The organism is Prescottella sp. R16, from assembly GCF_030656875.1.
Taxonomy (GTDB): domain Bacteria; phylum Actinomycetota; class Actinomycetes; order Mycobacteriales; family Mycobacteriaceae; genus Prescottella.
Genome location: NZ_CP130943.1, coordinates 3,236,388 through 3,258,382 on the forward strand (window position 1 = coordinate 3,236,388; position 21,995 = coordinate 3,258,382).

The following is a 21,995-nucleotide window of genomic DNA, read 5'->3' on the forward strand; positions in this document are numbered from 1 at the left end:
ACCAGACGGGTCCGACATCGCGTGCGTCCGGCATCATGGACGGCATGCGCGGTCTGCACACCCACCTGTTCGGCACTCCCGGGGGACCGGAGGTCCTCGCCCTGCACGGGCTCACCGGGCACGGCCGGCGGTGGGAGGCGCTCGGCACCGATCAGCTGCGCGACGCCCGCATCATCGCCCCCGATCTGCGCGGGCACGGCCGGTCCCCGTGGACGCCGCCGTGGGGGTTCGACACACACGTCGACGACCTGCTGCGGGTGCTCGACGAGCATGCGACGGGCCCGGTCGTGGTGGTGGCGCATTCGTTCGGTGGTGCGGTCGCCGTGCATCTCGCGCGCACCGCACCGGAGCGGGTCCGCGGGCTGGTGCTGCTCGATCCGGCGATCGGTCTCGAGCCGGAGCTGTCGGGCCGGATCGCCGGGCTGGTGGCCGAGTACCCCGACTACACCGATGCCGCGGAGGCGCGAGCGGAGAAGGCGCACGGGTCGTGGGGCGACGTCCCGACGGAGGCCCTCGACGCCGACATCGCCGAACACCTGATCGCCCTGCCGAACGGGCGTGTCGGCTGGCGCATGTCGATTCCGGCGGTCGTGGCGTCGTGGGGTGAGATGGCGCGCGGGTTCGTGCTGCCGCCGACGGGGATGCCGACGGTGCTGGTGCAGGCGCTGCGGGTGCAGCCGCCGTACGTGACGCCGGTGTTCCGGGCCGCACTGTCCGAGCATCTGGGCCCGGATCTGACGATCGCCGACCTCGACTGCGACCACATGGTGCCGCACGCCGTCCCCGACGATGTCGCGGCGTTCGTCCGCAAGCTCCTGTAGGCGGTCACGTGGCCGCCACCACCGACGAGCAGATCGAACGGGTCCGGGAACTCGTCGCCTCGGTCCCGGCCGGCCGGGTCGCCACGTACGGGGACATCGCCGAGGCCGCGGGGCTGTCGTCGCCGCGGACCGTGGGCTGGATCATGCGCACCGACGCCGCCGACCTGCCCTGGCATCGAGTGATCGGCGCGTCGGGCCGGCCCGCTCCGCACCTGCAACACCGGCAGCTCGCGAAACTCGAACTCGAGGGCGTCCCGATCCGCGGCGACCGCGTCGACCTGGCCCGGGCCCGGCACCGGTTCTGACCACCGGGCCTCGGCCCGATACGGCACGATGGGGCGATGCGTACTTTCGGTCCCCCTGTCGATGCGATCGTTCTGGCGGGTGGGCGCGCGCAGCGCATGGGTGGTGCCGACAAGCCGGCGCTGACGGTCGGCGGGCGGCGCATGCTGGACACGGTGCTGGCTGCGGTTGCCGGCTGCACGCACGTCGTGGTCGTCGGACCGCACCGCCCCGAGCTGCCCGAACATGTCCGGCAGACCCGGGAGGACCCGGCCGGGTCGGGTCCGGTCGCCGCGCTCGCGGCCGGGATGCACGTCCTCCGGCAGTCCGAGGACCATCTCGTCGTGACCGTCGCGGCCGATCTGCCGACCCTCGACAGCCGCATCGTGGACGATCTGGTCGCGGCGCTCGTCGCCCGCCCGGACGCCGACGCCGTGTTCGCGGTGGACGAGGCGGGCCGCACCCAGTATCTCCTGGGTGTCTGGCGGCAACCTGCGCTGGCCGCGCAGCTCGGGGCGCTCCGCCGTCACGAGAATCAGCCGGTCAAGGCGCTCGTCCCCGACGCTGTCGTGACCGTCCCGGCCCTCGGGGTCACCGACTGCGACACCCCCGAGGACGTCGACCGCGCTCGCGCCGCTCATGTTCCGGAACCGATGGAGGTGGATGCGGCCCGTGACGCGGTCCGAAGGTCGGTGAAACCCCTTCCGATACACGATCTTCCGATAGCCGATGCGCTCGGCGCCGCCCTCGCTGCCCCACTCGTCGCCGCGGACGCCCTGCCGCGCGTCGACACGTCCGCGATGGACGGCTACGCGGTGGCCGGGCCGGGCCCGTGGCGGCTGCGTCCCGAGGTCCGCCGCGCCGGTGCGTCGTCGGACGTCCACCTGGCCACGGACGAGGCGGTGCGGATCGCGACGGGCGCCCACGTCCCACCGGGATCGACGGCGGTGATCCGCGACGAGTTCGTCGACGCGACACCGGATTCCGAGACACTTCGTCGGCGCCCCGACGCTCCGTCGCGCGACGACACCCGGCGGCGCGGCGAGGACTGGCAGCCCGGTCATCATCTCGCGGAGGCCGGGACGGCGGTGTCCCCGGCGGTGGTGTCGGCGGCGGCCAGCGGGGAGGTGACCGAGATCGCGGTGCGCGGCCCGGTCCGGGCGCATGTCGCCCTGACCGGGGACGAGATCCGCCGCGACGGCCCGCTCGCCGAGGGCCAGACGCGGGACTCGATCGGCCCGATCCTGCCGGAGATCCTGCGGCACTGCAGGGTTCGGGTCGCCGCCGACACCCACGTGCCGGACACCGTGGACGGCTTCGACGTCCTGCTGCGGGACGCGAACACCGCCGACGTGATCGTCGTGGTGGGGGCGACCGGCGGGGGTGCCGCGGACCAGTTGCGGGCGGCGCTGACACGGGCGGGCGCCCGGATCGTCGTCGGCCGGGTCCGGTGCCGGCCGGGCGGCTCGCAGGTGACGGCGATGCTGCCGGACGGGCGAATCGTGTTGGGGCTCCCGGGGAATCCGTTGGCGGCGGTGGCGACACTGCTGGTGATGCTGCCCGCGATCGTCGACGCGCTCACCGCCGGAACTCCGGCCGTTCCCGTCGTGGGTGTGGTGGCGAACGCGTCCGAGGCGGCGGCACCGGTGACCCGGATCGTGCCCGTCACACGTCTGGCGGACGGGACGTGGCGCGCGGACACCGTCGTGCGCACCGCGCACCTGGCGGGGCTGATCGGCCGGGACGCTCTCGCCCTGATCCCCTCGGATGCGGTCGACGGTCAGGTCGTCGAACTGGTCACGCTGCCACGCTGATTCGCGTCAGCCCTCGGCCTGGTTCCGCTTCTGCTCGCGGGCGATGCGCCGCTGTTCCTCGGCGCGTTCGCGGCAGCGGCGCAGGAATTCCTCGTCGTCCGTGGACTGCTGCGCGACGTGCCGTCCGGGCCGATCGTATTCGGGGAACGTCGACCGTGCTGCGGGCCGGCGCGGGCCGGGGTATCCGCCGTCGGGCCGGCCGGCGACGAGCCACAGCAGCGACCCGAGCAGCGGCACGAACAGCACCACGAACACCCACGCCACCTTGGGCAGGTTCCGCACGGCGTGTTCCTCCGCGAGGATCACATCCACCAGACAGACGACCCACACGATCATCACGATCAAACCCAGATACGGCACGGCTGCCGGCCCTCCCCTGTTTCCTCCCGAAGCACACCGACCGATGCCGGGCGCCCGTAGATGGAACCAACCGGGAGGTAGGTAGTGCAACTATTCGGCGACAGCCCCCTGGTCGGACGCTCGGCGCCCGAGCGCGAACGCACCCCAGACGAGAGCGCCGACGAGGGCCGCACCGCCACCCGCGACGGCGTACACCCAGGCGGGACGTCCCGACGAGTCCGTGGCCGACGCGGCCTGTGTGTCGGTGGTGTCGTCCGGGGTGGCCGGCTTACCCGAGGGCAGCGCCTTCGAGGCGGCGCTGACGCTCGACGACAGGCCGTCGACGACGCCCGAGATGGGGCCGGTGCCGTCGACGAGCTGACCTGTTCCCGCGGCGAGGGCTTTACCGCCGTCGTCGAGGAGTCCGAGGCCCTCGGTGAGCTGGTCGGCGCCGTCGGCGATCTGGTTGACGCCACTGACGAACTGTGCGGACGGGTCGTTGAGTTCGAACGACAACTGGCGGGCGCCGTCCTTGAGGGTGGCGAGCTGGTTGAGGGTCTCGGGGCCGAGTCCTTCCGCGTCGAGACGGTCGGCGAGTCCGGTGAGACGTGCGACCGCCCCCTGCGACACCGGGTCCGGGGAGATCGCGAGGGTGCCGGCGACCTGGCGGAGCGACGCGGTCACGTCGGCCTGCATGCCACCGAAGCTCTCGAGCCGGTCGACGACCTGGTCGACGCCGCCGCTGACCTGACCGGCACCGTCACCGAGAAGTCCGACACCACCGCTGAGCGCGGTCAGCCCGTCGGACAGTTGCTGGGCGCCGTCGCGGGCCTGACCGATGCCGGCGGAGAGCTGGTTGGCGCCGTCGTCGAGCTGGCGGCCGCCGTCGACGAGCTGGTCGACGCCGCCGCCGAGGAGTGACAGCGGCAGGCTGGCCTGTGACAGGTTGCTGCGGGCCTTCGCGAGCGCGGCCGCGTCGTCGTCCCCGGCGGACTGCTCGGTGGCCTGCTGGTCGGCGGCGGGCGCGGCATCGTCCTTGCCGAGGACGAGCCACAGGACGACGCCGGTCACCGCGACGGCGGCGACGACGAACAGGGCGAGGATCTGCCGAGCGGACGGTCGGCGGCGGGGGATGTCGTGTGCGCTCATAGGTCCGCGAAGGGTAGCAACGCGGATTAAGCACTCTCTGAGACGGAGCGCGGGAGGGAGATGCAGGTCACACCGGGCGGTCGGCGGCGACCTCCGCGAGCGCGGCCGCGTCCTCCGCACCGAACGTGTCCTCGAGGGTTTCCGGCGAGTAGTCGAGGTCGATTTCCTCGACGGGCCGACCCCGCGCGGATTCGATGGCGCCGAGTCGGCGCTGCGCTCGATCGGCGGCGTAGTCGAGGTAGTCCTGCGGTTCGATACCGAACGGTGGTTCCTCGAACTGGTCGTTGACCCACTGGATCATGTTCAGGGCGTGCGGCAGCAACTCGCCCATCCGCTGGGTGACAACGTCCCACAGGCTGTCGTCGGCGGCGACGTGCCGGCGGCACGTGAACGTGCCCCACGCCATGTGACGGCGTTCGTCGTCGCCGATACGGCGGACGAGCTCCTGCATGCCGGGCAGGATTCCCCGTTCGGTGCACACCCGCTGCCACGCGTAGTAGCCGGTGAGGGCGAGGCTGCCCTCGATGACGTGGTTGTAGGTGACCGACGCGCGAATCTGGTTGGCGGGACTCGGATCCGATTCCAGGATGCGCAGCGACCGCGGCAGCTCCTCGTAGAAGAGGGTGCGGTAGTGCGGGTTCTCCGCGACGAACGGGTGCAGGTCGCCGTCGAGGCCGACCGTGTCCATCCACCGGCGGAACACCTGGACGTGCTTGGCCTCCTCGAAACAGAACTGCGTCAGGTACATCTCGTCACCGAAGCGGCCCTCGGTGGCCATCGCCTTCATGAACGGCTGGATGTCCTCGGTGACGGCTTCTTCACCGGCGATGAACTGCGCGCACAGGTAGGTGGAGCTGCGCCGTTCCTCGTCGCCCAGGCCCTGCCAGTCGATGGCGTCCTGCGTGAAGTCGATGTCCACCGGATTCCAGAACTTCGCGTTGCCCTTCACGAACAGGCGTAGCGGGAAGGCGTCCCAGTTGAGGCCACCCGCACGCAGCGAACTGAAACCTTCACGGTCGACCGAGGTCGCGGTCATTCGAAGCCACCCACTTTCACGTCGGTACCCACACCTGTCTTCCACGGTAGTGCGTGAACGGCCTCGACGGGAGCACTTCTTGCACATCGATGTGCATGCCGTGGGTTCCGCCGATGCCATATGTTCCGGTGACCAATCAGACGAGGGGGTTTGTTCGGATGGAGATCGGTTTCCTGCGCCACGACGGCGACGGGTTCGTGCCGCTCGAGTTGGGTATCAGCAAGTGGTCACCGGACATGATCAACGGGCCGGCGATCACCGGCGTCCTGGCGCGGGCGATCGAGAACGCGCACGGCGCCGAGGATTTCGTTCCTGCCCGATTGACGGTCGACCTGTTCCGGCCGGCCCGCGCACGACGGTTGCACGTGGCGACTCGCAGTGTGCGGGAGGGTAACCGGATCCGGTTGGCGGACGCCGAGGTGGTGCAGGACGGGGAGACCGTGGCCCGGGCATCGGTGGTGTTCCTGCGCCGCGGCGTCCGACCGCCCGGGCAGACGTGGACGCGCCCGGACGTCCCGCAGCCGCCGCCCCTGTCGCTGTTGCAGCCGTTGCAGGGGCCGTCGCATCCGTGGATCGGCAGCGACGGACACCCCGACGGATGGTCGCCGTCCCTCGTCGACCATCAGGGGTCGACCCGGAAACGGTTGTGGCAGTATCAGGTTCCCGTCGTCGCCGGGGAGGAACCGTCGCCGTTCGTGCGGGCCGCGACGGTCGGCGAGACCACGAGTCTCATGACCAACTGGGGCAGCGCCGGTGTCGGCTACATCAACGCCGATCTCACCCTCGCCCTGTCCCGGCTCCCGGACGGACCGGAGATCGGGCTCGAAGCCGACAACCACATCAGCGTCGACGGTGTCGCCGTCGGCTCCACCACCATGTTCGACCGGAGCGGTCCGATCGGTACGTGCATCGTCACGGCACTGTCGAACGCCGAGCGGCAGGTGGGGTTCTCGAACTGATCGCGGCACGCCGGTACCGCTGCGCCACGAGGTCGGCGATCGCGTCGTGCGCACCGAGCGGGGCAGCGATCCCGTCGGCCCCGGCGTCGGCGAGTCGGGTGTGGAAGTGGCCGGGCGCCAACAGGTACGACGCGACGAACACCCGCTCCTCCCCCGCGGCCCGCAGCGTCTGCACGGCATCGGCGACGGTCGGTGACCCGGTCGCGATGTAGCCGACCGGGACATCGCGGCGCACCCGCGCCGCCAGCATCGCGGCGGCCCGTCGCACATCGTGTCGGGCTCGTGGATCCGACGATCCCGCCGCTGCCAGTACTACGGAATCTCCGGGGTACCATCCGGATTCGCGTAGCCGGTACTCGAGGATCCGGGCGAGGGCCGGGTCCGGACCGAGCGCGCGGGTGACCGTCACCCGCCGGTGCCCGGACGCCGCCACCTCGCGCGGCACATCGGTGTGTACGTGGTAGCCGGACGCCAGGAATGCCGGCACCAGCACCGCGGGCCCGGTGAGATCCGACAGCACTTCGGCGGGCGACGGACCCAGCACGTCGACGAACGCGGTCCGTACCGCGCCCACCCGGGCGGCGACCGCGTCCGCGAGGGCCGCCACGGTGTCGACGCCGGCCCGGCTGCGGGTGCCGTGCGCGACGAGCACCGGAGCCGGGGACACCGCCGGCCCGGTCATCGGGCACCGACCGCGAGCAGCCGGTCGTAGTCGTCGGGGGCGATCGCCAGCCGGTACCCGCGTTTGACGACGGTCTGCACGGCGGCGGGGGCTCCGAGTGCGCTGCGCAGCCGGGCGATCGCGGTCTCCACGGCGTGCGGGTCGTCGCTGCCGCCGGGCAGTGCCGCCAGCAGGTCCGCACGGGTCACCACCATGCCCGGCTGTTCGACGAGCCGGTTCAGCAGTGCCATGGTGGCGGGCGAGAGCGATTTCACGGCGCCGTCGACGACGACGCAGGTGCCGCGCACGCTCAGCTCGTGTTCCCCGGCCCGGATCGGCACCGCCCGCCGCGGCAACTCGTCCGCGATGTGCCGGGCCAACGCCCCCAGCCGGGACCGAGCGGGCATCGTGGTCGGTACGCCGAGGGCCGTCAACGGTGCAGCCGTCACCGCCCCCACGCACACGGCCGCGGCCCGCCCACCGAATCCGGCCAGCAGGTCGTCGAGCACACCGGTCTCGTCGGCGCGCTCCAGCATCGACGCCACCGCTGGTGCACTCGTGAACGCGACCGCGTCCAACCCTCCCGATCGGACGCCCGCGATCACCTGGTCGAGCGCGGCGGGGTCGTCGGGTCGTGTCCACCGGTACACCGGGACCGGCACGACGTCGGCGCCGGCGGCCCGCAGGACCGCGACCACGTCCGGGGTCGGTTCCCACCGCGTCGTCTCTCCGTGTAGTTGCACCGCGATACGCAGTCCCGAAACGCCTTCGGCGAGGAGACGGTCGAGCATTTCCGGTGACGACTCCGACTGCGGAGCCCAGTCCTCCCGCAGATCCGCGGCCCGCACCGCCCCCTTCGCCTTGGGGCCGCGGGCGACGATCCGGCTCGCGCCGAGCACCCCGAGCAACTGCTCGGCGCGTCCCCGTCCTTCCGCCGCACCGATCCAGCCACGGAATCCGACGGCGGTCATCGCGACCGTGATGTCGGGCGGGTTCGCGATCACCTCGTCGGTGGCGCGGGCCAGGCCGGTGTCGTCGGCGAGCGGAACGATACGGATCGCCGGTGCGTGCAGCACGGTGGCGCCGCGCCGTTCGAGCAGCGTCGCGAACTCCTCCGCCCGCCGCGCCGCCGTCACCGCGACGGTGAACCCCAGCAGTTCCGATCCCGTCACCCGCGGCCCCCGCGCCCCGTGCCGGCGAACGTGCGACTGTGCACCTGCACCACACCGGCCCACACCCGGACGTCGTACACCGGCAGGCGCACCGATTCGTCGTCGAGGCAACGTCCGTCGACGAGCGAGAACACCTGCTTGAGCAGTGGTGACGCGACGGTCGGTTCGCCGCCACGGTCCCCGACCAGGCCGCGGGAGATCACCGCGGCCCGCGCGAACGGGTCGATGTTGCCGACGGCCCGCAACGATCCGTCGTCGAGCCGGAACAACGCCACCTGCTCGCCGCCCCGCAGCAGCACCGCCACACCGCATCCGGGGACGAGGCTGCTCAGCGGGCATGCGGACGTCCAGGCACTCCGGCCCTCCGGGGCGTCGTCGGTCGTCACGGTCGTGATCTCGAGAATGGTCATCACGGTCCTCCCTGTGGCTGCAGCACGTCGCCGACTGCAGGACTCCATTTCTACGAAACGGGTGTTACTCCCGCGTTAAGGGCCGATTCCCGCGCGGTAAGGAGTCGTCACGAGGCCGGCACGGTGGGCATGCCCATCAGGACCGGCGTCTTGCGGGCACCCGTGTCGTCGAAGACGACCGTCGGGTCCGCGGTCTCCGGGGCGTTGACGAAGGACACGAACCGCGACAGTTTCTCCGGGTCGTCGAGGACCCCCGCCCATTCGTCCCGGTAGCCGTCGACGTGCCTGGCCATCGCCGCCTCGAGGTCGTCGGCGATACCGAGGGCGTCGTCGCACACGACGGCCTTCAGATGGTCGAGGCCACCGTCGAGGGCGTCGAGCCACGGCGCGGTGCGCTGCAACCGGTCGGCGGTGCGGATGTAGAACATGAGGAACCGGTCGATGTACCGCACCAGGGTCGCGTCGTCGAGGCCGCCGGCGAGCAGTTGCGCATGTTTGGGCGACTGTCCGCCGTTGCCGCACACGTACAGGTTCCAGCCGTTCTCGGTGGCGATGACGCCGACGTCCTTGCCTCGGGCCTCCGCGCATTCCCGTGCGCACCCGGACACCCCGAACTTGAGTTTGTGCGGCGACCGCAGGCCGCGATACCGCAGTTCGAGGGCGACGGCCGTGCCCACGGAGTCCTGCACCCCGTACCGGCACCACGTCGACCCGACGCAGCTCTTCACCGTCCGCAACGACTTGCCGTACGCCTGACCGGATTCCATGCCGGCGTCGACGAGCCGACGCCAGATCAGCGGCAACTGTTCGACGCGCGCCCCGAACAGGTCGATGCGCTGCCCACCGGTCATCTTCACGTACAGGCCGAAGTCGCGGGCCACCTCACCGATCACGATCAGCTGCTCGGGGTGCATTCGCCGCCGGGCATCCGCGGCACCACCGAGTACGTGCCGTTGCGCTGGATGTTCGCCAGGAAGTGGTCGTTGGTGTCCTGCAGTCCGGCCTGCTGCCGGTGCAGGATGTGGTCCGAGTCGGTGGACGCGAGGATCGACGCGACCACCGGTTTGCAGATGTCGCAGCCGGAACCCGTGCCGTACTTGGTGATCAGTGCCGAGAACGTGCGGATCCCGGTGGCCTGGACCACCTGGAACAGTTCGGCCCGCGACTGGGAGAAGTGCTCGCACAGTGCCTTCGGCAGCTCCACCCCCGACGACGCGAGCAGTTGCTTCACTGTCGGCAGGCAGCCGCCGCACGTGGTGCCGGCACTGGTGCACGCCTTGACCGTGGCGATGTCGCACGCGCCGCCGGTGATGGCGTCGCAGATCTGCCCCTTGGTGACGGCGTTGCACGAGCACACCTGGGCGTCGTCGGGAAGTGTTCCGGCCCCGGGCTTCTCACCGGACGGGGAGATCAGGGCCGCCGGGTCGCCGGGCAGTTCACGTCCGACGAGGGGGCGCAGCGACCCGTACGCCGACGCGTCACCGACGAGGATGCCACCGAGCAGGGTGCGGGCGTCGTCGGAGACGACGAGTTTGGCGTAGGTGCCCTTCGCGGCGTCGGACAGCACCACCTCGAGGGCGCCGGGCGTGGCCGCGTGGACGTCACCGAAACTCGCGACGTCCACGCCGAGGAGCTTGAGTTTGGTCGACAGGTCGGCACCGGGGAACACCGCGTCCCCGCCGAGGAGCCGGTCGGCGACCACCTCCGCGGTGGTGTAGCCGGGGGCGACGAGCCCGTAGCAGCGGCCCTCGACGGCGGCGCACTCGCCGACCGCGAAAACGTCCGGATCCGAGGTGACACAGCCACTGTCGGTGAGGACGCCGCCGCGTTCGGCGATCTCGAGGCCCGCGGCGCGGGCCAGCGTGTCGCGGGGGCGCACCCCGGCCGAGAACACCAGCAGGGCCGCGTCGATCACCGCGCCGTCGGACAGTTCCACGCGCAGCCCGGCGGGCCCGTCGGTGATCGACGCGACCCCCGCCCCGGTGTGCAGGTGCAGGCCGAGGTCGGTGACCAGCCGGGCGAGAACCCGACCGCCGCCCTCGTCGACCTGCAGTGGCATGAGCCGCTGGTTGTGTTCGACGACGTGCGGTGTCATACCCAACTGCCGCAACGCGTTCGCCGCCTCGAGGCCGAGGAGACCGCCACCGATCACGACACCGGCGGCGCCGGGGGCGGCGGATTCGGCGCCGGCCCGGATCCCGTCGAGGTCGCTCGGGGTGCGGTACACGAAACACCGGTCGTGGTCGTGACCGGGCACCGGCGGGACGAACGGGTACGAGCCGGTCGCCAGGACCAGCGCGTCGTAGCCGAGGATCTCGCCGTCCGAGGTGGTGACGGTGCGGGCCGCGCGGTCGATCGACTCGGCCGCCGTCCCCACCCGCAGATCGACGGCGGTGTCACCGTCGAAGTCGTTGCCCGCCAACGCCAGTTCCGCCGCATCCCACGATCCGACGTACGACGACAGCGCCACCCGGTCGTAGGCGGGCAGCGTTTCCTCGCACAGCACCGTCACCGCCCAGGTGCCGGCGTCGTCCCGTGCCCGCAGTGCCTCCACGAACCGGTGTCCCACCATGCCGTGTCCGATGACGATCGCGGTCTTCGCGTTCATGCCGCACCTTCCTTCCGTTCCGGTCCTGTGTCCTGTTCGGTGTTCTCGTCGCCGGTGCTCCCGCTGTGGGGATCCGTCGTGCGCAGCCAGCCGCAGATCCCGTCGACCGCGGAGCCGCAGCCGCCGCACCCCGTCGTGGCGCGGGTCGCGGACGCGAGCGCCGCAACCGTGCGGGCACCGGCCCGCCAGGCCGTCGTCAGATCCGATTTGGTGACCGAGTTGCAGCGGCAGATCACCGCGCTGCCCGGCATACCCGCGGGGCTCACCGCGTCCGTCGCCGCCCCGGCCCGGCCGGTCAGCAACGTCATCCGGTCCCGCGGTACCGGCAGCCCGGCGTCGAACAACTGGGTGACGACGCCGACGGTGTCGGGGCAGCCGAGCAGGACGGCCCCGACGATCCGGTCGCCGGCGACGACGAGTTTGCCGTAGCGGCCGCGCGCCGGGTCGGCGACGACGAGCACGTCACGGTCCGGGTCGTGCAGGTCCGCGTCGACCTCCCCCATCGACGCCAGATCGATGTCGTGCGCCTTCAGCCGGGTCAGGGCCGGGGTGCCCGGGTAGTCGGCGTCCGGGTCGGTGCCGGTGATGCGGTCGGCCACCACCGCGGCCTGCTCCCAGCCCGGCTGCACCAGGCCGTACACCTCGCCGCGATGCTGCGCGCACTCCCCGATCGCCCACACGTGCGGGATGCTGGTGCGCAGGGCGTCGTCGACGACGATGCCGTGGTCGACGCCGATCCCCGCGGCCCGGGCCAGGGTGGTGTCGGGCCGGATGCCCGCCGCGAGCACCACCAGGTCGGCGGGCAGGACGGTGCCGTCTCCGAGGACCAGGGACCGTCCGGAGCCGCCACCGCGCACCGCCACCGCGCGCCGCTCGAGCAGCATGCGCACCCCGAGTCCGGTGAGGGTGCGGGTGAGGATCCGGCCGGCACCGTCGTCGAGCTGGCGTTCCATCGGCACCGCCTTGGGGTGCACGACGGTGACGTCGGCGCCGCGCAGCAGCAGCCCGCGGGCCGCCTCGAGCCCCAGCAGGCCGCCGCCGAGGACCACGGCCCGGCATCCCGGCCCCGCCGCCGCGGCGATGCGGTCGCAGTCGTCGACCGTCCGGAACGCGACGGTCCGCGGATCGTCCGGGTCGGCGCCGTCGATCTGCGGCACGAACGGGGTACTGCCGGTGGCCAGCACCAGGTCGTCCCAGCCGAGGACGGTGCCGTCGTCGCAGTGCACGACACGGCCGGCGGTGTCGACGCCCGTCACCCGCACCCCGGTCCGGACGTCGACGTGGTTCCGGGACCACCAGTCGTCGGGACGCAACCGGGTGTCGCGGGCGGTGATGCTGCCCGCCAGCACGTTCGACAGCAGGATCCGGTTGTAGGCGGCCCGGGGTTCCGCCCCGACCACCGTCACCGCGAGCCGCCCCCGACTCGGCTCGCGGCGACGCAGTTCCTCGGCCAGGCGCGCCCCGGCCATCCCGTTGCCGACGATCACCACGCGGCGCGTCACGACGGCATCCGATCTTCCGGCGCCGCCGGGGCCGGCTCCAGCCGGACCGCGCACACCTTGAACTCCGGCATCCGGCTCGTCGGGTCGAGTGCCGGGTTGGTGAGCAGGTTGGCCCGCGCGTCCCCGGGAAAGTGGAACGGCAGGAACACGGTGTCGAGCCGCATCGTGTCGTCGCAGCGGACCACGGCGGCGACCCGGCCGCGCCGGCCGATCACGGCGGCATCCTCGCCGTCGCGCACCCCGGCCCGGGCCGCGGTGTCGGGATGCACCTGCACGAACATCGGCCCGGCCGCGGACACCAACTCCGTGACGCGGCGGGTCTGCGCCCCCGACTGGTAGTGCGCCAGAACACGTCCCGTCGTCGCGACGAGCGGGAACTCGCTGTCGGCCGGCTCGGCGGGGCCACGATGCTCGACGGCCGTGAACCGGGCCCGGCCGTCGGCGGTGGCGAACCGGTCGAGGAACAGTCGCGGCGTGCCGGGGTGGCCGGTGTCGGGGCACGGCCAGTGCAGAGCCTCCCCCGCCTCGAGCCGGCCGTACGTGACGCCCGCGTAGTCGGCCTTTCCACCGGCCGACGCGCGCCGCAGTTCCTCGAACACCACCTCGGGTTCGGCCGGGAACCGCTCCGCCGGCTGCCCGAGACGAACAGCCAAGGCACGCAACACCTCCAGTTCGCTGCGCGGGCCGGCCGGCGGGTCGATCCCCCGGCGGCGGCGCAGGATCCGGCCCTCGAGGCTCGTCACCGTGCCCTCCTCCTCGGCCCACTGCAGCACCGGCAGCACCACGTCGGCCGCCGCGGCGGTCTCCGAGAGGACGAAGTCGCACACCACCAGCAGGTCCAGGGAACGCAGCCGCTCGACGACGTGCCCGGCCCGCGGCGCCGACACCGCGAGGTTCGCGCCGTGCACCAGCAGGGCGCGCGGCCCGTCGGGGCGGCCGAGGGCGTCGAGCAGTTCGTACGCGCTGCGGCCCGGGCCGGGAAGCTCGCCCGGGTCGATCCCCCACACCCGCGCAACATGTTCGCGGGCACCGGGATCGGTGATGCTGCGGTAGCCGGGCAGCTGGTCCGCCTTCTGCCCGTGCTCGCGTCCGCCCTGCCCGTTGCCCTGCCCGGTGACCGCGCCGTAACCGCTGCCGCGGCGTCCCGGCAGACCCAGGGTGAGGGCCAGCGCGATCCACGCGGAGACGGTGTCGGTGCCGGACGCGTGCTGCTCGGTGCCGCGCGCGGTGAGCACGTAGGCGCCGGTGTCGCGGCGCCGCGACCGGGACAGGGTCTCCACGGTCCGGCGCAGCGCGGCGACGGGCACGCCGGTGACCCGCTCGGTGCGTTCCGGCCACCACTGTGCGGCCGCGCACCAGACGTCGTCGAAACCTGTTGTGCGCGAGTCGAGATACTCACGGTCGAGGTGGCCGTCGGTGACCGCGACGTGCAGCAGGCCGAGGGCGAGCGGCAGATCGGTGCCGGGGGCGAGTTGCAGGTGCAGGCCACCGCCCGCGAGTGCCCGCTCGGCGGTGGCGGTGCGGCGCGGGTCCACGACGATCAGCCCACCGGCGTCGACGGCGGACGCGAGATGCCCGAGCAGCGGCGGCATGGTCTCGGCGACGTTCCCGCCGGCCAGCAGGATCGCCTTCGCCGGCGACAGATCCGACACCGGGAACGGCAGCCCACGGTCGAGTCCGAAGGCCCGGTTGCCGGCCGCCGCGGCCGACGACATGCAGAACCGTCCGTTGTAGTCGATGTTCGACGTGCCGAGCGCGACCCGCGCGAACTTCCCCAACTGGTAGGCCTTCTCGTTGGTGAGACCGCCGCCGCCGAACACCGCGACGGCGTCCCGACCGCCCACGGCCTGCGCGGCCCGGATGTCGTCGGCGACGCGGTCGAGGGCGTCGTCCCACGATGCCGGACGCAGTCCCCCGGCCGTCCGGACCAGAGGTGCGGTGAGCCGGTCCGGGTGCCGCAGCAGTTCGGCGCTCGTCCAGCCCTTCTGGCACAGGCCGCCGCGGTTGGTGGGGAATCGGCGACCGGTGACGGTGACGGCGGCGGCCGATCGGGTCAGGGTCATCGCGCACTGCAGGCCGCAGTACGGGCAGTGCGTGTCGGTGGGAGCTGCGGTCGCTGCGGTCACAATGTCACCGGAACCGGTTCGGCGGCACTGTCGTTCGCGACGGGACGGCGCACGAACACCGCCCAGGTGAGAGCCCCGCACACGATGTAGAAGCCGAGGAACACCCAGAACGCGAGGGTCGCCGACGCGGCCGCACCCCCGTACGACGCCCGCAGTACCAGGTTGATGCCGACGCCGCCGAGGCCACCGATGGCGCCCGCGAAGCCGATGAGTGCGCCGGACAGGTTCTGGGCGCGGGCGTCGAAGATAGACGGGATCAGCTTGTACACCGAGCCGTTGCCGAGACCGGACAGCACGAACAGGGCCACGAACCCGGCCACGAGCACGGCCAGGGTCGCACCGGACGCCGCACCGGGGGTGGCGTCGTCGATCGTGGACGCGGTGACCAGGACGGCTGCGGCCGCGGTCATGCCCGCGAACGTCCACAGGGTGATCCGGCCGCCGCCGATCCGGTCGGCGAGCCGGCCGCCGATCGGGCGGGCGATCGACCCGAGCAGCGGGCCGACGAACGCGATCTGCGCGGCGTGCAGTGCGGCCTGCGCCGGGGTGTCGCCGCCGGCGAGGAAGTTGATCTGCAGGACCTGCCCGAACGCGAAGCTGAATCCGATGAACGAACCGAACGTGCCGATGTAGAGGAAGCTCACGATCCACGAGTCCCGCACCTTCAGTGCGTCGCGCATCGACCGCAGGTCGGCGGTCTGCCCGTCGAGGTTGTCCATGAACAGGGCCGCGCCGACCGCCGCGACCGCGATGAACACCAGGTAGATCGCGCACACCAGGTACGGCGCGGTGGTGCCGGCGGTCGCGATCACCAGCAGGCCCACCAGTTGGATCGCGGGTACCCCGATGTTGCCGCCGCCCGCGTTGAGCCCGAGCGCCCACCCCTTGAGCCGCTGCGGATAGAACGCATTGATGTTCGTCATCGACGACGCGAAATTGCCGCCACCGACACCGGCCGTGGCCGCCACCAGCAGCAACGTCGTGTACGACGCCCCCGGATGCGTCACGAACCACAACGCGAGCAGCGCCGGCACCAGCAGCAGGACCGCACTGAACACTGTCCAGTTGCGGCCGCCGAAGCGGGCCGTCGCCACCGTGTACGGGATGCGGAGCAGCGACCCGACGAGAGTGGGCACCGCGACGAGGAAGAACTTGCCGGCCGCGTCGATCCCGAACACGTCGGCCGGCATGAACAACACCATCACCGACCAGATCGACCAGATCGAGAACCCGACGTGCTCGGCGATCACCGACCAGATCAGGTTGCGCCGCGCGATCTCCTTACCGCCTGCCTCCCAGGCGTCGACGTCCTCGGGATCCCAGTGCTCGATCCGGTGGCGTCGCACCACCGGTTGCTGCGGGGTCGATGTCTCGGACCGATCGGAAAGTGTGGTCACCGGAGCCTCCTACCTGTGAGGGAAACCCCAAGGTAGAAGTCCGGTGTTGCGTCGGTGCTGCATCCTGTGACCCGCCGGTCAACACTCCCTCACCGGCATGATTCGACGTGGTGAGGGACGAGCAGCAGCGCCCGACGCTCACCCGGCCGGTCGTGCGGCGTCACCTGTCCCCGCGTCGAGAATGCCCTCGTCTCGGCGGGCCGCGAGGACCCAGCTGAGTTCGACGAGAGTGTTCGTCGACTCGAGCGAGCACGCGGTCAGTTCCTCGAAGCGGGCCAGACGATGGCGCAGGGTGTTCTGGTGGACGACGAGCGCCTGGGCCGTCGCGCGCACGACCCGATCGTGCTCGAGGTGGGTCCGGACGGTGTCGAGCAGGACCACACCGAAGTCACCCTCGGCGGCAAGCGGCTCGAGATAACGCCGCCGAAGCAACTGCGTGACCAGCGGCGTACCCGGGATGCCCAGGCGCCAGGACACCGTGCTCGGGTCGTGCAGGCCCGGCGTACCGCCGGGCACGAGTGCCAGGATGCGCTCGGCCACGGCGGCGGATGCGGCGAGATCGTCCAGCGGGGCGGACGGCCCCACTGCGAGCACGCCCCGGCCCGCGACTTCGCGTGGCACACGGGCCACCAGGGCCGCGGTGCGCCCGGAAACCTCGGCGACCAGGGCCGCGGCTCCGGGCATCGATCCGTATCTGGCCAGATCCGCGGCCCACCGCTCCCGGGTTCCCGACGTCGGGTGGCCCAGCACGATGTGGTGGTCTCGGGAGGGATCCACCCCCAGTGCCCGCACCCGGGGCAGCAGAGCCGGATCGGGTGGCGATCCGGCGACCAGGGTCCGCAGCACGTCGGCCTCCTCCACAGAGCGCCGGACCGCCTCCGGGACGGCGTGTGTGCGGTACTCCTTGACGACGTCGGCGACGAACCAGTCACCGACTTCCCACAGCAGGTTCGACCCGCGCAGGGTCAGTTCCGCCATCAGCGAATGCTCCCGTGCAATCTCGATGAAGCGGTCGTGGATGGCGTTGAGGCTGAGCCGATATGCCCGGATGATGTCCTCGATGGCCATGCCCTGCCGGATCCGCTGCCGGGTCGTCCGGCGCGCCTCACCGTCCGGGACGTCTCGCGGCGCCCGCCCCTCCTCGAGACTCAGCACGCCCCTGGCCACGTTCAGCCGGACGGAGTAGATGAGTTCGTCCCGTCCGACGCTCGCGTAGTCGGGCAGCTCCCGGTAGATGTCGTCCGCTGCTCGCTGGGCGATCTGCTCCGCCTCGTCGCGTAGCAGGGCTGCGGCAGACTCGAGATTCACGGCCATCGTCGGCCTCCTGTCCGGTCGGTGCGCGGACACCCGGCCTTCGTTGTAGTTTTCTCCGATCAGGGTATCGCGAGGTTGGGTGGCGCACCGTAGTAAAACCCTCGATGACCACCGAATATTGGAGACATGACATGGATCACAGATGGCGGACCGGCTTCTGTCGTAGTAGAGAAGGATGACGCCGAGAGTTCTCCCCTGGCTGGATCACCCGGCACCTTCGACGCCCTGTGGACAGTCGCCGTACGAGACCACGGCGCCGGGACCTTCCTCGTGTTCAAGGACGAGGACGGCGCCGTCACCCGGTGGACGTACGCGGAGTTCGACGCAGTCGTCGCACGCACCGTTGCCGCCCTGCGCCGTCGCGGCGTCGTACCGGGCGACGGCATCCACCTGTGCCTGCGCAACAGTCCCGCCTTCGTAGCCCTCTGGCTCGCCGCTGCCCGGATGGGTGCCTGGATCGTGCCGGCGGACCCGAGCGCGTCCGGCCGGGACCTGAATCAGCAGATCGGCCGGACGTCCCCGCGGATCGGCTTCCACTCGTCGGCGCGCCGGGAGGCCTACCTCGTGGGCGCCGGCGCCCACGGTCTGAGCACGGTGGAGTTGACCGAAACCACCCGAGACGTCACGGATTCCGCCATCGGGCTGGTCTCCGACGAGTCCGTGACCGCCGAACGGTACACACCCGGTCCAGGCGATCGTCTGGCCGTCATGTTCACCTCCGGCACCACGTCCCAGCCCAAGGGCGTCGTGCTGACCCAGGCCAACTACTCCAGAGTGGCCACCACGATGGCGGACGCCGCGGAGCTCCGGGCGGGCGACCGCTGGCTGGTGACCCTGCCGCTCTTCCACGGCAACGCGCAGTACTACTGTTTCGCGCCGGCCATCGCGGTGGGTGGCGGTGTGGGGCTGACCGCCACGTTCTCCGCCAGCGGATGGGTCGGTGACGCGATCGAGCTGGGTGCGACACACGCGAGCCTCTTCGCGGCTCCGATGCGGATGATCCTGGCTCGCACGCCCGCCGACCAGCCGCCGGCACAGTTGCGGCACGTGTGGTTCGCCCAGAGCCTCGGCGCCGAGCACCACGCCGCCTTCGCCCGCCTGGCCGGATGCTTGCCGCGTCAGCTCTACGGCATGACCGAGACCGTGCCGGTGGTCAGCTACGATCGCAGCACACCGCCGGTGTCCGACCTGATCGGCACGCCCCTCGACGGGCGGGTCGCCCGGCTGGTCACACCCGGAACCCTGAACCCGGTATCCCCGGGAGAAACCGGGATGATCGCGGTCGCCGGTAGCCGCGGCGACACCCTGTTCCGGGAGTACCTCGACGATCCGGCCACCACGGAACGGTCCTTCCACACCGACAAGAACGGCACGGATTGGCTGCTCACCGGCGATCTCGCCGTCGAGACACCCCACGGGTGGCGTTTCGTGGGACGAGCCGACGACGTCATCAAGGTCGCCGGCGAGAACGTCTCCCTGACCGAGGTCGAGGCGACCGTCGCGCAGGCACCGGGTGTTCTCGAAGCGGCAGTGCTGGCCCGCCCGGACGAGATCCGCGATCACGTGCCCGTCGCGTACGTGGTGCCCCGCGACCCGTCGAATCCTCCGCATCCCGACGAGCTCGAGGAATGGGCCACCCGCAACCTCGCCAAGGCCGCTCGCCCCCACGTGTGGACCGTCATATCCGAACTACCGCGCACCAGTGTGGGCAAGATCCGCCGTTTCAAGCTGACCGACACCGAAGGAGCTGTCACGCGATGACAACTGCGACCACCATCTCCTCGACCCGGCGTAGACGCGCCTTCGTCGGCGCGGTCTCCGGCCACCTCATCGAATGGTTCGACTACGGCGTCTACGGTTTCCTCGCACTGACCATGGGGCAGTTGTTCTTCGCCTCGGAGTCGCCGGCCGTCAGCCTGCTCAGCAGCTTCGCCGTATTCGCGTTGAGTTTCTTCATCCGCCCGCTGGGCGGGATCTTCTTCGGACCGATGGCCGATCGGATCGGACGCAAGCAGACGCTACTCGTCGTCATGCTTCTCATGTCGGGATCCACCTGTCTCATCGGGCTTCTCCCGACGTACGCCAGCATCGGTATCGCCGCTCCGCTGCTGTTGATCCTGCTGCGCTGCATCCAGGGTTTCTCGGCGGGGGGCGAGATCGGCACCGTGACCAGCTTCGTCGCGGAATACGCGGGTCCTCGTCGTCGCGCCTTCTCGACCAGCTGGCTCATGGTCACCGCCGTGCTCGGACTGATGCTGGGCAGCCTCGTCGCGAACGGGCTCACCTCCCTCCTCGGCCAGGACGGGATGGCAGCCTGGGGCTGGCGCCTCCCCTTCCTCCTCGCCGGGCCTCTGGGGTTGGTCGCTGCCTATATCCGGCTCAAGCTCGAGGACAGTCCCGAGTTCCTGGCCCTGCACGCCGCGGGCGGGCACGAGAAGGCTCCGCTGCGCGAGGCGATGCGCTGGAAGCGCGCGCTCACGATCGTCTTCTTCGTCATCGTCCTGCACTCGTCGATCTTCTATCTGGTGCTCACCTTCGCATCGACGTTCATGACCAACACGCTCGGCTTCGGCAACTCGACCCGTTTCTGGTACGTCCTGCTCGCCTGCGGGCTGGCCGCGGCCGTCATGCCGCTCGGCGGTGCGTTCACGGACCGCTACGGGCGCAAGCCGTTCCTGATCGGAGCCGGGCTGATGGCGACCGGTTCGATGTTCTGGTTCTTCCAGGCCGCACCCGGTGCCACACCCGAGTCGTTCCTGCCGCCGCTGCTCGCGACGGCCGTGTCGTTCGGTCTCTACGTGTCGTCCACCTACGCGACCATGACCGAACTGATCCCGACCCGGATCCGGTCCACCGGTATCTCGATCGCCTACAACGTTCCCGTTGCGGTGTTCGGCGGCTGCGCCCCCTTCGTCGCCTCGTGGCTCATCACCACCACCGGCGACATCACCTCCCCGTGGTACTTCTTCGTCGCGACCGGTCTCGTGTCCCTTGCCGCACTGCTGGTGCTGCACCCGAACGACTTCCGTCGCGCCGCAGCCGCCTCGGTGCCCACCTCGTCCACTGGGGAGGCACCGCCGGCTGCCGACTCCCCGTCCGTGCGGCCGACAGCGGAGGCGACGGCGTGAATGCGAGCGTGCCCGGACACGGAGGCGAACGGGCTCAGTTCCAGCTGTCCTCGAGCATCCGCGGTTTGCAGGCGGCCCATGCCGAGATCAGGACGACGACGACGGCGACACCGAGCAGGGCGAAGGGGGCGCCCCAGCCGCCGGTGGTTTCGTGGAGGACGCCGAACAGCAGGGGGCCGATGCAGGCGACGGTGTAGCCGAGTCCCTGCGTGAATCCGGAGAGGGCGGCCGATCCGGCGTGGGTGCGGGTGCGGAGGTTGATCAGGGTCAGCGACATCGGGAACGTGCTCGGGCCGAGGCCGATGACGATCACCCACAGGATCGGTGCCGCCATCGGCGCCACCAGCAGACCGGTGAATCCGATCGCGTACGCGATCGCGCAGCCGACCACGATGGGGAACGGATTGCGCATCCGCGCGCACACGTTGGGGGCTGCGAACGCCGCGATCAACCCCATGAACGAGAACAGGGCGACCATGCTGCCGCCGAACGATTCGCTCGCACCGGCCTCGGTGAGGATCGTCGGGATCCACGTGAACATCGAGTACGTGATGAGCGACGTCATCCCGAACATGCCGGCCATGCCCCAGCCGACCGGCGACCGCCACGGACGCCCCGACGGATGTGCTTCGGTGGACCCGGACACAGCCGTCGCGGCGGTCGCACCCCGGCCGCGGGCCAGGATCATCAGCCACGGCACGGCCGCCGCGAAACCGAGCAGCGACCACACACCGAGCGAGATACGCCAGTCGAACGCGTCCGCGAGCGGCACCGCGACCGTCGCCGGGAGGATCGTGCCGATCTGCACACCGGTGATGTAGATGGCGCTCACGAGCGCCAGCCGGTCCCCGAAGTATCGCTTGACCAGGGGCGGGATGACGACGTTGCCGATGCCCATACCGCCGAGGGCCAGTGCCGACAGGGCCAGCAGCGACCACGTGTCCGACATCATCGCACGCGTGAGCATGCCGATCCCGGCCATCATCATGCCGAGCAGGGCCGTCCACTCGAGACCGAGGCGACGGCCGATCGTGGGGGTGAGGAGACCGAACACCGCGAACAGTGCGGTGGGCAGCATGCCGAACACGCCGACGACCGTCGACGAGAAACCGATCTCGTCGCTGATCTGGGAGGCGAGCGGTGTGAACGACGTGACCGCGAGCCGCAGTGTCAACGCCGACATCGCGATCGCGGCGAACACCAGCAGCCGGCCCTTCAGCAGGGGCTGCGGGCCGGTGGTCGCGGGCGGGGCTGCGGTCACGGTCATGTAGTACTAC

Annotated in this window: 17 protein-coding genes and 1 pseudogene; 6 read left to right on the forward strand and 12 right to left on the reverse strand. The window is 71.1% G+C overall.

Annotated features, from left to right (window positions below):
• The first annotated feature begins 35 nt into the window (after positions 1 to 35).
• The 3 genes from Q5696_RS15145 to Q5696_RS15155 are packed head-to-tail and all read left to right on the forward strand — an operon-like array spanning position 36 to position 2,917.
• Positions 36 to 821 (forward strand): alpha/beta fold hydrolase, encoded by a 786-nt coding sequence (locus Q5696_RS15145; protein ID WP_370654801.1) that lies wholly within the window; start codon positions 36 to 38, stop codon positions 819 to 821.
• Positions 822 to 829: 8 nt separating this feature from the next.
• Positions 830 to 1,126, forward strand: coding sequence for an MGMT family protein (locus tag Q5696_RS15150; RefSeq protein WP_305092132.1), 297 nt, complete (start codon positions 830 to 832; stop codon positions 1,124 to 1,126).
• A gap of 36 nt (positions 1,127 to 1,162) precedes the next feature.
• Positions 1,163 to 2,917 (forward strand): NTP transferase domain-containing protein, encoded by a 1,755-nt coding sequence (locus tag Q5696_RS15155; protein WP_305092133.1) that lies wholly within the window; start codon positions 1,163 to 1,165, stop codon positions 2,915 to 2,917.
• Between the two features lie 6 nt (positions 2,918 to 2,923).
• On the opposite strand, the gene Q5696_RS15160 is transcribed toward Q5696_RS15155, so the two are convergent.
• The 3 genes from Q5696_RS15160 to Q5696_RS15170 form a co-directional block, all read right to left on the reverse strand.
• Positions 2,924 to 3,277 (reverse strand): PLD nuclease N-terminal domain-containing protein, encoded by a 354-nt coding sequence (locus tag Q5696_RS15160; RefSeq protein WP_305092134.1) that lies wholly within the window; start codon positions 3,275 to 3,277, stop codon positions 2,924 to 2,926.
• A 90-nt stretch (positions 3,278 to 3,367) separates the two neighbouring features.
• The gene (locus tag Q5696_RS15165) at positions 3,368 to 4,405 is read right to left on the reverse strand and encodes a hypothetical protein (RefSeq protein ID WP_305092135.1); all 1,038 of its coding nucleotides are present in this window, start codon (positions 4,403 to 4,405) and stop codon (positions 3,368 to 3,370) included.
• Between the two features lie 67 nt (positions 4,406 to 4,472).
• On the reverse strand, positions 4,473 to 5,441 hold the full coding sequence (locus Q5696_RS15170) for a R2-like ligand-binding oxidase (protein WP_305092136.1): 969 nt from the start codon (positions 5,439 to 5,441) through the stop codon (positions 4,473 to 4,475).
• Positions 5,442 to 5,599: 158 nt separating this feature from the next.
• Here Q5696_RS15170 and Q5696_RS15175 point away from each other — a divergent pair, with 158 nt between their 5' ends.
• On the forward strand, positions 5,600 to 6,400 hold the full coding sequence (locus Q5696_RS15175; RefSeq protein WP_305092137.1) for an acyl-CoA thioesterase domain-containing protein: 801 nt from the start codon (positions 5,600 to 5,602) through the stop codon (positions 6,398 to 6,400).
• Here the strand turns inward: Q5696_RS15175 and Q5696_RS15180 are convergent.
• From Q5696_RS15180 to Q5696_RS15215, 8 genes and pseudogenes are all read right to left on the reverse strand, one after another.
• On the reverse strand, positions 6,354 to 7,082 hold the full coding sequence (locus tag Q5696_RS15180; RefSeq protein ID WP_305092138.1) for a sirohydrochlorin chelatase: 729 nt from the start codon (positions 7,080 to 7,082) through the stop codon (positions 6,354 to 6,356). The genes Q5696_RS15175 and Q5696_RS15180 overlap by 47 nt on opposite strands.
• A complete protein-coding gene (locus Q5696_RS15185) occupies positions 7,079 to 8,233 on the reverse strand; it encodes a uroporphyrinogen-III synthase (protein WP_305092139.1) in 1,155 nt (384 codons plus the stop codon). Before Q5696_RS15185 ends, Q5696_RS15180 begins: the two co-directional genes overlap by 4 nt.
• Positions 8,230 to 8,643 (reverse strand): nitrite reductase small subunit NirD, encoded by a 414-nt coding sequence (nirD, locus tag Q5696_RS15190; protein WP_305092140.1) that lies wholly within the window; start codon positions 8,641 to 8,643, stop codon positions 8,230 to 8,232. Before nirD ends, Q5696_RS15185 begins: the two co-directional genes overlap by 4 nt.
• A gap of 107 nt (positions 8,644 to 8,750) precedes the next feature.
• Positions 8,751 to 11,251 (reverse strand): annotated as a pseudogene (gene nirB, locus Q5696_RS15195) (nitrite reductase large subunit NirB).
• The gene (locus Q5696_RS15200; RefSeq protein WP_305092141.1) at positions 11,248 to 12,753 is read right to left on the reverse strand and encodes an FAD-dependent oxidoreductase; all 1,506 of its coding nucleotides are present in this window, start codon (positions 12,751 to 12,753) and stop codon (positions 11,248 to 11,250) included. Before Q5696_RS15200 ends, nirB begins: the two are co-directional and overlap by 4 nt.
• Positions 12,750 to 14,879: a molybdopterin oxidoreductase family protein gene (locus Q5696_RS15205; protein ID WP_305092142.1), complete on the reverse strand. Its 2,130-nt coding sequence runs from the start codon at positions 14,877 to 14,879 to the stop codon at positions 12,750 to 12,752. The genes Q5696_RS15200 and Q5696_RS15205 overlap by 4 nt, the downstream gene beginning before the upstream one ends.
• Positions 14,876 to 16,225 carry a nitrate/nitrite transporter gene (locus tag Q5696_RS15210; RefSeq protein ID WP_305095316.1) on the reverse strand — a complete coding sequence of 450 codons (1,350 nt, stop codon included), beginning with the start codon at positions 16,223 to 16,225 and terminating at the stop codon, positions 14,876 to 14,878. Before Q5696_RS15210 ends, Q5696_RS15205 begins: the two co-directional genes overlap by 4 nt.
• Positions 16,226 to 16,414: 189 nt before the next feature.
• A complete protein-coding gene (locus Q5696_RS15215) occupies positions 16,415 to 17,590 on the reverse strand; it encodes a PucR family transcriptional regulator (RefSeq protein WP_305092143.1) in 1,176 nt (391 codons plus the stop codon).
• A 225-nt stretch (positions 17,591 to 17,815) separates the two neighbouring features.
• Here Q5696_RS15215 and Q5696_RS15220 point away from each other — a divergent pair, with 225 nt between their 5' ends.
• Both Q5696_RS15220 and Q5696_RS15225 read left to right on the forward strand, forming a co-directional pair.
• Positions 17,816 to 19,351, forward strand: coding sequence for a class I adenylate-forming enzyme family protein (locus Q5696_RS15220; RefSeq protein ID WP_370654941.1), 1,536 nt, complete (start codon positions 17,816 to 17,818; stop codon positions 19,349 to 19,351).
• Complete coding sequence (locus Q5696_RS15225; RefSeq protein WP_305092145.1) at positions 19,348 to 20,718, forward strand: MFS transporter; 1,371 nt, start codon at positions 19,348 to 19,350, stop codon at positions 20,716 to 20,718. Before Q5696_RS15220 ends, Q5696_RS15225 begins: the two co-directional genes overlap by 4 nt.
• Positions 20,719 to 20,752: 34 nt before the next feature.
• Here Q5696_RS15225 and Q5696_RS15230 read toward each other — a convergent pair whose 3' ends face one another.
• Positions 20,753 to 21,985: an MFS transporter gene (locus Q5696_RS15230; protein WP_305092146.1), complete on the reverse strand. Its 1,233-nt coding sequence runs from the start codon at positions 21,983 to 21,985 to the stop codon at positions 20,753 to 20,755.
• Between the last annotated feature and the right edge of the window lie 10 nt (positions 21,986 to 21,995).